Origin of the sequence: Akkermansia sp. KLE1798 (assembly GCF_001580195.1) — a bacterium.
Lineage (GTDB): Bacteria > Verrucomicrobiota > Verrucomicrobiia > Verrucomicrobiales > Akkermansiaceae > Akkermansia > Akkermansia biwaensis.
In genome coordinates, this window is sequence record NZ_KQ971074.1 from 67736 (window position 1) to 78591 (window position 10856).

The following is a 10856-nucleotide window of genomic DNA, read 5'->3' on the forward strand; positions in this document are numbered from 1 at the left end:
CCCCTTCTCCATCAAGGGGAAATCCCTGCCCTGCGACGCCTCGCGGACTTACTTCTCCAGATGGGGCTTAAATGTGCGCAGCCTCAGGGAATTGAACACCACGCACAGGGAACTCAGGCTCATGGCCGCCGCGGCTATCATCGGATTCAATGTAATGCCGAAAGCCGGGTACAGGGCTCCGGCAGCCAGGGGAATGCCGATCGTATTGTAAAAAAATGCCCAGAACAAATTCTGCCTGATAATGTGAAGCGTGGCACGCCCCAGTTGCAGGGCCTCCGCCACCCCGCGCGGATGGTTCTTCATCAGCACGATGTCGGAAGACTCCATCGCCAGGTCCGTCCCGGACTTCAGGGAAATGCCCACCTGGGCGCATGCCAGGGCGGGCGCGTCGTTCACACCGTCTCCGACCATCGCCACCCTGGCCCCCGCCTTCTCCATCTTCATGATATGGGAGGCCTTTTCATCCGGCAGCACGTCGGAAACCACTTCGTCAATATGCAGTTCTTCCGCCATATGCCGCGCCGTAGCGGCATTGTCCCCCGTCAGCATCACCACGCGCATGTGCATCCTCTTCAAATTATCCACGGCGGAAAGGCTGTCCGGCTTCAGGGAATCCGCCACCATGATCGCCCCGGCGGGGCGTCCTTCGCGCCCCACGTAAAGGGGAGAAGCGCCCTGCCTCATAAACTCCCTGAACCTCCCCTGTTCCTGCTCCCATGAAATCCCTTTCTCCTGCATGAACGCCAAGTTACCGATGACGTACGGTACTCCGTCCACCGTTCCCGCAATCCCGCGGCCGGGCACGATGGACAGGTCCGCCACGGGCCGTACCGGCAGTTCCAGCATTCTGGCGTGCTCGTAAACGGCCTTTCCTACCGGATGCTCCGATCCCTGCTCCAGGGCGGCCGCCACTTCCATCAATTCATCCGCATTCATGCCGTGCTCCGGCAGGACGGCCACCACACGCGGTTCTCCGACAGTCAGGGTCCCCGTCTTGTCAAACACCACGGTATCCACGCGGCTCAGAGCCTCCAGCGCGCCGGCGGACTTGCACAGGATACCCAGGCGCGCGCCCCTGCCCGTGCCTACCATGATCGCAATGGGTGTGGCCAGGCCGAGAACGCAGGGGCAGGAAATCACCAGCACGGCAATCGCCCTGGCAAGGGCAAAGGAAAAGCCCTCCCCGGCAGCCAGCCAGATGCCAAACGCCGCAAGGGCAATCGCAATCACCGCGGGTACGAAAAAATAACACACCCGGTCCGCCAGCCGCGCAATGGGAGCCTTGGACTGGCCGGCCTGCTCCACCAGGCGGATCATCCGGGCCAGCGTGGAATCCCCGCCCACCCGTTCGGCGCGGACCTTGAGATACCCGGCGCGGTTGAACGTGCCGCTGATTACCCTGTCCCCGGCGCTCTTGTCCACGGGCATGCTTTCGCCCGTTAGGTCGGACTCGTCCAGAGCGGCCTGTCCCTCCGTGATCACGCCGTCTACCGGAACCCTCTGTCCGGTCTTCACCACAATCAGGTCGTCCACCTGGAGTTCATTCAGGGGCACGGCCCGTTCCTCCCCGTCATGCCAGACCAGGGCTTCCTGGGGAATCAAATTCACCAGCCCTTTCACGGCGGCGTTCGTCTTCCGGTAGGAACGGCGCTCCAGATACTTTCCCAGGGAAATCAGGGTGACGATCATGGCGGCGGATTCAAAATACAGCTCCATGGTATCCACTCTCCCGCCCCGCAGCATTCCGCCGCACAGCAGAAACAGGCCATACAGAAAGGCGGAACCGGAACCGATGGCGATCAGGGAATCCATATTGGGAGACAGGGTGGCCAACTGGCGCACGCCGTTGACCAGATAACGCCTGTTCAGCCACAGAATCAGGGCCGCCAGGATGCACTGCCCCCACAAATTCGCCCAGATCCCCCACTCTCCGGAAGGTGCCGGCCAGCTCCACATGGGCCCCATGGACAAATACATCAAAGGCAGCAGCAGCAAAACGGACCACACAAGTCGGGCGCCTCCGGCATCTTCCGCCTTTTCCTCTTCATCCCTGCCGGAGGGTGTTCCGTCCACCCAGTCCGCCAACTGGAATCCGGCTTTTTCCACCACCTCCGCCATGCGGCCCCTGGCGGGAGAACCATGCTCCCGGAAAACGACGGTCATGCGGCCTGTCAGCAAATTCAATTCCACGCTCTCCACCCCCTGCAACTCTCCCACGGCCCGTTCTACTTTGGCGGCACAGCCGGCGCAATGCATGCCGGAAACCAGATAATTCTTCTCTTCCATGGTCGTTAAAAGTGATTGTTCCCTTATTCAGACAAACTGAAACCCCTTATTGTTAGCCAATCCTAACACATGCCATGAAATTCTCAACACTCTTCCGCATCAACAAACTTTTATGGCAAAAAATGACAAACCGCCTTACCTATGACCGTAAAAGATAAAACAACCGTCATTTATATCATATGAAAACCGCCTCCCTTTTCCGGCCCCTGGCCTGCGCCGCACTTCTGGCCGTTCCCGCCCATGCCCAGCTCTACTCGCTCCACGGGGACGGAGTCAAAAAAGCTGACAGAGTCGTGGAAAAGGCGGACTATTCCGATTATGAACTTGTCTGGAATGACGAATTTGACAAGGACGGCCGTCCCGACCCCGCCAAATGGAACTATGAAAACGGATTCGTCCGCAACAAGGAAGCCCAGTGGTACCAGCCGGAAAACGCCTACTGCAAGGACGGCATGCTGATCATTGAAGGCAGGAAGGAAAAGCGTCCCAATCCCCGCTACAACCCGGAAGGAAAAGACTGGCGCACCACCAGGAAGGAAGCGGAATATACATCCGCCTCATTGACGACGCAGGGCAAATTCTCCTGGCAGTACGGACGTTTTGAAATCCGCGCCAGATTCAGCCCCCGGGAGGGCATGTGGCCCGCGTTCTGGACCCTGGGGGTCAGGGAAGGCTGGCCCAGGTGCGGGGAAATAGACATCATGGAATACTACCAGTCCACGTATCTGGCCAACCTCTGCTGGGGGTCCGCCCAAAAACACGTGGGCAAATGGAGCTCTACCTACACGCCCCTGAAATGGCTGCGGGAAAAAGACCCGCAGTGGGATTCCCGCTTCCATGTCTTCCGCATGGACTGGGATGAAAAGGAAGTGCGCCTGTACGCGGACGACATCCTGCTGAACAGGACCTCCCTGGACAACACGATCAACGCCGTTTACAAGGAAGTCGCCAATCCCTTCCGGCAGCCCCACTTCATCATCCTGAACCTGGCTCTGGGAGCCACCGGAGGCGACCTGAACAAGCTCCCTCTGCCCCAGAAATATGAAATAGACTACGTCCGCATTTACCAGAAAAAGGATTCGCCCCACAAGGGAACCATTCCGTACCAGCCGGAAAAGAAGCCGGAGATCCGGACAGAATGATGACCGGGAAGAACACGGTCCCGGAATTGCTCCCTTCAGGAGCATTACCACACTGCCAGCGGGGTGTGAAAATCTATTGAAATACCCGGCAGGCAGCTATTCCACAGCCTTCCCCTTGAGAACCAGGAGAATGTGTTCCGCCATGAGGGCGTGCCCTTCCGCATTGGGGTGTACGCCGTCCACCAGCAGGCTCTCCTTGTCCTTCATGACCTTGTTGAGGTCGATCACCCTGGAATTGGTGCTTTTGGCCACTTGCCGGATAAGCGGAATGACTTCCCTGGAAATGCGCTCACTGCTGATGCCGCCTTCCCGGTCCTCCTGGGACGGGATGGGTAGCAGGCAATACACCTTCAACCTGGGATTTTCCTTCCTGAACTCCCCGATCACTTCCTTGTAATTATCCGCAAAATCGGTCTTGTGCCTCCAATTCACTTCCTTGCTGTCATTGGTTCCCAGGCCGATCAGCAACATGCCGGGTTTGAATGCCAGAGCGTCACGGTAAGCCTTTTCCCGCGTGATGGGCCGGTCGCCCTTGAACAGCAGGCAGCGGGCGGACACGCCAAAATTTCCGACTTCCGCCTTCTTGCCCAAGGCTTTGGCCACACGCGACACCCAGCAATCCTCCTTCCTGACCAGCATTCCGGCGGTAATGCTGTCCCCCAGGCACGCAATCCGGACCGGAGACGCGCCATACGCCGGAATCAGCGCATACCACATGCAAACCCATAATAAAACGATCAACTTTTTCATGGCCGGCAACCTGTGATGAAAATGGTGTAACGCAAGCAGGGACGGATGTAAAGGAATCGGGCCGCCCGGCTTCTGGTCTTTCCGGCGTTTTGCCTCAGACATAAAAAGCCCTTCCCGGCGGAAATCGGCCGGAAAGGGCTGTTTGAAAAAAGAACGCTTAGTTCACGCGGCCCAGGTAGGAACCGTCTTCCGTCTTTACGGAAATCTTTTCGCCGGGCTTGATGAACAGGGGAACCTGCACAACCAGGCCGGTGGTCATGGTGGCGGACTTGTAAACGTTGTTGGCGCTGTCACCCTTGATCCCTTCCGGGGCTTCCGCCACTTCCATCGTGATGGAGGCGGGCAGTTCCACGGAAACGACCGTTTCATCAGTGAAAAGCAGAATGTAAATATTGCCTTCCATCAGGTAATCCTTCACGGGCTCCACGATGTCCGGAGACACGGTGATATCCTCATACGTATCGGGATTCATGAAATGGTAGCCCATGCCGTCAATATAGCTGAACTCATACTCCTCACGGGCAAGGTTCACGCCTTCCAGTGATTCATTGGAAGTCAGGCGAAGGTTGTACACTTTTTTGGTGGAAATGCTGCGGATGCTCATTTGCACATAGGAAGCCATGCGGGGGGGGCACTTGTGCTCCATGCTGACTACAACGCAAACGTCATTGTTATGATTAACCGCGTGTCCCTTGCGAAGATTGATTACGGGTACTTTTGCCATGCGGCCCGTAACATACCATGTTTTCCCTCTCCGTCAAGCTGAAAAAAACCGTCAACCCCTTGATCCGCTTGACTGAAACGCTCTTCCGTCATGACGAAAAAACCGCCCCCGGCCATGCGTTTCTAACGGCTGAGATCCTGCTGGAAAAGCACTTTGATGCCGGAGGAATTCAAAACCGTGCGTCCGAAATTCATGTCATCCACATGCAAGGCTATCAGGGACACCCCGGCAACGCGCGGCAGCAGGGGATACACGAAATTGACGTTCATTTCCGCCGAATACAGAACATCCAAACACCTCTTGAGGTCCGCGGGACCGTGGCGCAGAGCCGCCACCAGGACATCGGAATCCGTGTAGCAGATGCCCTTCTCCAGAAAAATCTCGGAAGTCCGTTCCGGATCGCTCACCACCAGCCGGGCGATTGTCGCTTCATGGCAGTCATGCATGCTGAACCCCAGGCAGAAAATGCCGTGCATGTCCAGCAGGCCCAAAAGGGCGGACAAGGCCCCCACCCGGTTCTGGAGCATCACGGAAAACTGCTTGACCGTACTGCCGGGCGGTTGAATGGCTTCATCCTGCATGACTGCGAAAAAACGGGTTGGAACTCTCTTTACTTCACGTACGTCTTGAGCACGCGCCTGAGGATGGCGAGCGCCTGCTGAACCTCCTCTTCACTGACGTTCAGGGGGGGCAGAAGGCGCACCGTTTCCGGTCCGGCGGGAACGGAAAGCAAGCCTTCCTGCCGCAGGGACTCCACAACGACGGAGGCAATTGTCTTGCCTTCCGGAGCGTCCACCATTTCCGGATTCAGGCCGATGCCCAGCAGCAGCCCCAATCCGCGCACCCCCTGCACCACGGGCAGGTTCCAGGACTCTATCTCCGCACGGATTTCCGCACCCAGCCGGTGGGCGCGTTCCGGCAGCCCTTCGGAAACGACTTCCCGGAGAACGGCCAAGCTGACCGTGGCGGCAAGAGGATTGCCGCCGTAAGTGGAACCGTGGGAGCCGGAGTCCATGATGGAGGAAAGCTCCGTGCCGCTCTCGTCAATGGCGCGGTCGGAAATCCAGAAGCCGCCGATCGGGAAGCCGCCGCCCAGGGCTTTTGCCCAGGAAACGCCGTCCGGCTCCACATCCGGAGCCACGGCACGCCATCCCATGATATTGCCGCAGCGGCCAAAGCCGCACTGGACTTCGTCAATCAGTAAAAGAAGGTCATGCTCCCGGCACAGCTCAGCCAGCCCACGCAGGAACTCCGGCGTCACGGAATTGACACCGCCCTCGCCCTGAACGGGTTCCAACAGGAACGCGACTGTTTCCGGGCTGATGGCCTCGCGCGCCGTCTCCAAATCATTGAAGGGCAGGTGCCGGAACCCCGGCAGCATGGGATCAAAGCCGATCTTGATCTTGTCCTGCCCCGTGGCGGACATGCTGCCCAAGGTTCTGCCGTGGAAAGACTTGTTGAACGTAAGCACCTCAAAGCGCGGTTTGCCGTCCGGCTGGGGGCGCCGGTGGCCGTAGCGGCGCGCCACCTTGATCAGCCCGTCATTGGACTCCGCCCCGCTGTTGGAGAAAAACACCTTTCCCGGACGCTCCACGCACTTGGTCACAATGAACTCCGCCAGATCCGCCTGCTGGGGAATCTGGTACAGGTTGGAACAGTGCACCAGCGTGGCGGCCTGCTTCTGCAGGGCCTGTGTGACGGCGGGATGACAATGCCCCAGCACGCAGGTGGCGATGCCGGCGCAGAAATCCAGATAGCACTTGCCCGTGCTGTCCCACAGACGGGCGCCTTCTCCGCGAACGGCCGCCATGGGATAGCGGCCATAAGTGTGAAGTACGTACTGGTTGAATTTCTCTTCTGTATTCATGGAGGTGAGGTTGAATAATGCCTCTGTAGTTTGCGCTTCTGGCCCCGTCTGTAAATGATTTTTTTAGGACCCACGTCATGATTTGCACATTTTATCCGGAACGGAAGTCATATCTCTGTTCAGGGCAGGATTTGATTTTTCTTTTCTTTTATAATTTACTGCATCAAAATAAATCCATCAACAGTAGCAGTCCACTATGGCACATTTTCTTAATCCCAAGGGATTCCTGGAGGAATTCAAGGCTTTCGCACTGAAAGGCAATGTTATTGACCTGGCCGTGGCCGTCGTCATCGGCGGCGCGTTCAACAAAATCGTCTCCGTATTCGTTTCCAGCATCATCACGCCCATCATCGGCTACCTCACATCCGGCGTGAACCTTGCGTTCCTGACCCTGAAGCTGGGAGACGTGGAACTCCGGTACGGAGAACTGCTCCAGGCTACCATTGACTTCCTGATCATCGCCTTCTCCATCTTCCTCGCCATCAAACTGATCGGCGCCATGCACCGCAAGCAGGCGGAAACGCCCGCCGCGCCCGCCCCCAAGCCGGATGACGTCGTCCTGCTGGAACAAATCCGCGACATTCTCCAAAAACAGGCGGAAACCAAATAGGCATTCCGCCGCCCGTGTCGGCTCTTGACGGAACCGGCGTCTTTTTCCCCTTTACTTGTCCGCTCCATGGCGGGAAAGTGGAGGCATGACTCTCCTGTTGCGTGCCTTGGCCTGTGCCCTGCTGCTTGTTCCGTCCCAGCTTCCGGCGGCGGATGCGCAGAGCTTCGTATCGGAAAAGCCCTACCCTGTGGCGGACATCCGGGAACCGGAACAGCACCTGCCCGTCAACAACGTCATCCTGATGATCGGGGACGGCATGGGCATCCACCACCTTTCCGCAGCGTGGGCCGCCAACCGGGGACGGCTGTTCATTGAAAACTGCCCGGTGACGGGCATTGCGAAAACCTGGTGCCGGGACAAGCTGGTCACGGACTCGGCCGCGGCGGGAACCGCCATGGCGACGGGGACCAAGACACTTTACAAAAGGGTGGCCACATGTCCGGAGGGCAACAAGCTGGACTCCCTGATCGACAAGGCGAAAGACATGGAAAAATCAACGGGCGTGGTCGTCACCTGCGAACTGAATGACGCCACTCCGGCAGCCTTCTGCGCCAACAATGAAAAAAGATCCGACTCCTACGGCATCATCGGCGACTATCCGCGCTCCCGTGCCGACTTCATCTTCGGCGGCGGAAGCAAATACTTCACCCAGAGGCCGGACGGAAGGGACATCTTCAAGGAAATGGGAGCCCTGGGCTATAAAACCGCCCGTTCCTGGGAGGAAGCCGCCGCCCTGCCGCCGGGAAAAACGCTCGCCGTCGTAGCTCCAGGGAACCTGCCCCCTCCCGGCAAAAGGGGCGACGTACTCCGCCAGGCCACGCTGAAAGCCCTGGAAACCCTCTCCCGCAACCCCAGGGGATTCTTCCTGATGGTGGAAGGCTCCAACATCGACAAGGCGGCCCACCATGGCAAACTGGCGGAAATGATGGAGGAAATCTTCGACTTTGACCGGACGGCGGGAGCGGTGCTGGAATGGGCGGCGCGCCATCCCGGCACGCTGGTGGTCATCACGGCGGACCACAACACCGGCGCTTTCTCCCTTTCCGGGGGCAATCTGGAAAAAGGGGAAATCACGGCGCTGTTCTCTTCCGGCAACCATGACGGAGTGGCCGTTCCCGTTTACGCTTTCGGCTCCGGAAGCGGCGCCTTCACCGGCATCTATGAAAACACGGACATTTTCCGCAAAATCATGGCGGCCATGAAAGGGGAGGAAAACAAGGCCGTTCACGTCAAAAAAGGCTCTTGAGCAGTCTGCCTTCTTCCTGCCGCCCGCTATGCTTCGCCCTTCCGCGGTGGCGCATCCATGTGCCGCGCCACCAGGCCGGCTCCGGCCGTAGCCAGGCCGCCTATCAGGAATACGGCCTGCGGACCGCCCGTGCTCATCCAGATCAGGCCGCCCAGAACGCCGTAGGAAATGGAGGCCACATGGTTAATGGCCAGTCCTGTGTAAATACTGGGCGTAATATCCTCGGGCCTCTCGCAAATGCGGGCCACATACGTGCTGCGGGCCATGCCGAGCGCAAACAGCAGGTTATCCAGAACGAAACAGGCAGTCACCACCGCCACGGCCCAGTGCGAAGGCAGCAGCCCGGGGGCAAACGCGTAAGCCAGGCACAGCAGGGACAGTGCAATGCTGTCGAAAATCGTGACATTCCTCTCCCCGAACCTTTTGATGCTCCACCCGATCAAAGGTTGCGTTCCCAAACCGACCACCCCGGCAATCAGCAGGGTCTTTCCGATATGCTCCGGAGACTGACCCAGCGTACTCACCATCAGCCAGAACCCGAATGTAAGATACAGCTGCTTGCGGATGCCGTGCAAAATCTCCAGTCCGTAATAAACCGTGTATCTGCGCTTAAAAACAAAACATTCCCGCCACCCGCGGCGCTTGGGAAACACGGGCGTCTTCACCCGGCTCAGGAGCACGGCCGCCAGCAGGCACACGCCGCCCATGATGAAAAAATCCACGGCAAAGGACTGGTTGAACTTCCACTTGATCCAGACGCACAAAGCCCCCAGCAGGGAAGCCGCCGTGCCGAGCGCCTTCATCTGCCCCAGCCTCAGGCTGCGGTTCTCGGGCCGCGCCGTATGAATCACGATGGTATCGATCATCCCCATCAGAACGTGCTGCCCCAGGCTCACCGTCAGAATCCACGCGGACAAAACCCACAGCCCGGTTCCGGGACCGCACAGGGCCAGCGCATACATGCCGCCGAACATCAGCAGGCAGGCCACGCCGGCCATGCGCACCTCATTGAACATAAAAAGCATGCCGACCACAAACAGGGAAAGGATGCCGGGCAGCTCCCGCGGCAGTTCGATAAACCCGCGCATCTCCACGTCCAGATGCTGGGCGTCCCGCAGAAAATTGCTGAACACCAGATCATACACGCCGCTCCCGAACTGCCCCAGGAACAGGGCCAGCAGCACAAACACCATCGTCTTTCTGATGCGGGGGGAAGCGGCATCACTCATAGCGGCAGGATACTCTCACAGGCCCGCAACAGGAGCAACCGCTATTTTTCATGGTTCAACGGCATCCATCCCCGCTCCGTAAACATGATCCCGGCCCTTTGCCTGGACATTCATTTTACTATTCTCTTTCAGGCAACTCACCGTCCTCCACATCTTCCGGTTCAGGCACACCTTCTCTCCCTCCGACCCTTCCCTCCTCCGGCGGAGGAATGGTCTCCGCCTCCATGACCTCCTCTCGATCGCCGGAAGCAGAAGGGTCAGGCGTTCTGACCACCCAAAATCCCGTCCCGCTCTCCAGGTCCATGCGCCCCAAATCAACTTCAAACACACCCTCTTCCTCCATATCCCGACAAAGAACCGGCTCGTTCCAGGCCTTGGAAAACCATCTTACATGTTCGGGAGGCAACGCTTTGACGCTATGTCCCACTACCGGAACAAAAGGGCGCGCCACCTTGAAAAACTCCCTGCTGTCATTCATCGTAGGAAGAAAAATGAAGTTGTCCACGGAGCCGCTCCCATCCAACGAAAATACCTTCCCGGTAATATTGACGGGCCGCACGACAATATCATCCTTCCCGAATGCAGGAGAATTTTCCGCAACGACCGCTGCCGCATGCGGTTCTTCCTCTTCCTGCCCATAAACAGCGAGAGGCCACGCTGGAGAAAAAAAGCCGGCCGCCGTCAGAATATGCAGGACATGTTGCAATACATTCATCCAAGGATTTCATGATTTAATCATAAAAACAGTTCCTGACAAGTTCCAATTACCTTGCCCCGCCCGCCAAAACCAATTTCCCGGCATATTTCAAATATTTTTTCTTTCATGAAAAACACGTAATATTTTGAAAAACCCTCTCATCATTCCGCTTTCTCGCTGTCGGAATCGGGCTCTTCTTCTTTCCACACTCCTCCCGTCTCCGGATCCACCCCTTTCGACTTCAAATAATCATTAAAATTTATTTCCAGATCGGAATCCGGCTCCCACATCTTCGGCTCCCTCTT

General features: G+C 57.9%; 10 protein-coding genes. 3 read left to right on the top strand and 7 right to left on the bottom strand.

Features of this window, described 5'->3' with window-relative positions; genetic code table 11:
- Positions 1-48 precede the first annotated feature (48 nt).
- Complete coding sequence (locus HMPREF3039_RS02815) at positions 49-2286, bottom strand: heavy metal translocating P-type ATPase (RefSeq protein WP_067569185.1); 2238 nt, start codon at positions 2284-2286, stop codon at positions 49-51.
- A 179-nt stretch (positions 2287-2465) separates the two neighbouring features.
- Between HMPREF3039_RS02815 and HMPREF3039_RS02820 the strand changes: the two genes are divergently transcribed.
- Positions 2466-3428, top strand: coding sequence for a glycoside hydrolase family 16 protein (locus tag HMPREF3039_RS02820; RefSeq protein ID WP_067569182.1), 963 nt, complete (start codon positions 2466-2468; stop codon positions 3426-3428).
- A gap of 96 nt (positions 3429-3524) precedes the next feature.
- On the opposite strand, the gene HMPREF3039_RS02825 is transcribed toward HMPREF3039_RS02820, so the two are convergent.
- The 4 genes from HMPREF3039_RS02825 to HMPREF3039_RS02840 form a co-directional block, all read right to left on the bottom strand.
- Positions 3525-4178: a GDSL-type esterase/lipase family protein gene (locus HMPREF3039_RS02825; protein ID WP_167506827.1), complete on the bottom strand. Its 654-nt coding sequence runs from the start codon at positions 4176-4178 to the stop codon at positions 3525-3527.
- A gap of 157 nt (positions 4179-4335) precedes the next feature.
- Positions 4336-4902, bottom strand: a complete 567-nt coding sequence (efp, locus tag HMPREF3039_RS02830; protein WP_067569176.1) for an elongation factor P — start codon at positions 4900-4902, stop codon at positions 4336-4338.
- A gap of 122 nt (positions 4903-5024) precedes the next feature.
- The gene (locus tag HMPREF3039_RS02835) at positions 5025-5483 is read right to left on the bottom strand and encodes a hypothetical protein (RefSeq protein WP_067569173.1); all 459 of its coding nucleotides are present in this window, start codon (positions 5481-5483) and stop codon (positions 5025-5027) included.
- Between the two features lie 29 nt (positions 5484-5512).
- Positions 5513-6769: an aspartate aminotransferase family protein gene (locus HMPREF3039_RS02840; RefSeq protein ID WP_067569172.1), complete on the bottom strand. Its 1257-nt coding sequence runs from the start codon at positions 6767-6769 to the stop codon at positions 5513-5515.
- A gap of 196 nt (positions 6770-6965) precedes the next feature.
- Here HMPREF3039_RS02840 and mscL point away from each other — a divergent pair, with 196 nt between their 5' ends.
- On the top strand, positions 6966-7379 hold the full coding sequence (mscL, locus tag HMPREF3039_RS02845; RefSeq protein ID WP_067569171.1) for a large conductance mechanosensitive channel protein MscL: 414 nt from the start codon (positions 6966-6968) through the stop codon (positions 7377-7379).
- A gap of 85 nt (positions 7380-7464) precedes the next feature.
- The gene (locus tag HMPREF3039_RS02850; protein WP_067569170.1) at positions 7465-8625 is read left to right on the top strand and encodes an alkaline phosphatase; all 1161 of its coding nucleotides are present in this window, start codon (positions 7465-7467) and stop codon (positions 8623-8625) included.
- Positions 8626-8651: 26 nt separating this feature from the next.
- Here the strand turns inward: HMPREF3039_RS02850 and HMPREF3039_RS02855 are convergent, their stop codons facing one another.
- Both HMPREF3039_RS02855 and HMPREF3039_RS02860 read right to left on the bottom strand, forming a co-directional pair.
- Positions 8652-9854, bottom strand: a complete 1203-nt coding sequence (locus tag HMPREF3039_RS02855) for an MFS transporter (RefSeq protein ID WP_067569169.1) — start codon at positions 9852-9854, stop codon at positions 8652-8654.
- 118 nt (positions 9855-9972) lie between these two features.
- Complete coding sequence (locus tag HMPREF3039_RS02860; protein WP_067569168.1) at positions 9973-10569, bottom strand: hypothetical protein; 597 nt, start codon at positions 10567-10569, stop codon at positions 9973-9975.
- Between the last annotated feature and the right edge of the window lie 287 nt (positions 10570-10856).

Excerpts from the sequence above, each read along its gene's own strand:
- HMPREF3039_RS02815 (WP_067569185.1), bottom strand. The coding sequence starts at position 2,286 with ATGGAAGAGAAGAATTATCTGGTTTCCGGCATGCATTGCGCCGGCTGT.
- HMPREF3039_RS02820 (WP_067569182.1), top strand. The coding sequence starts at position 2,466 with ATGAAAACCGCCTCCCTTTTCCGGCCCCTGGCCTGCGCCGCACTTCTG.
- HMPREF3039_RS02825 (WP_167506827.1), bottom strand. The coding sequence starts at position 4,178 with ATGAAAAAGTTGATCGTTTTATTATGGGTTTGCATGTGGTATGCGCTG.
- efp (WP_067569176.1), bottom strand. The coding sequence starts at position 4,902 with ATGGCAAAAGTACCCGTAATCAATCTTCGCAAGGGACACGCGGTTAAT.
- HMPREF3039_RS02835 (WP_067569173.1), bottom strand. The coding sequence starts at position 5,483 with ATGCAGGATGAAGCCATTCAACCGCCCGGCAGTACGGTCAAGCAGTTT.
- HMPREF3039_RS02840 (WP_067569172.1), bottom strand. The coding sequence starts at position 6,769 with ATGAATACAGAAGAGAAATTCAACCAGTACGTACTTCACACTTATGGC.
- mscL (WP_067569171.1), top strand. The coding sequence starts at position 6,966 with ATGGCACATTTTCTTAATCCCAAGGGATTCCTGGAGGAATTCAAGGCT.
- HMPREF3039_RS02850 (WP_067569170.1), top strand. The coding sequence starts at position 7,465 with ATGACTCTCCTGTTGCGTGCCTTGGCCTGTGCCCTGCTGCTTGTTCCG.
- HMPREF3039_RS02855 (WP_067569169.1), bottom strand. The coding sequence starts at position 9,854 with ATGAGTGATGCCGCTTCCCCCCGCATCAGAAAGACGATGGTGTTTGTG.
- HMPREF3039_RS02860 (WP_067569168.1), bottom strand. The coding sequence starts at position 10,569 with ATGAATGTATTGCAACATGTCCTGCATATTCTGACGGCGGCCGGCTTT.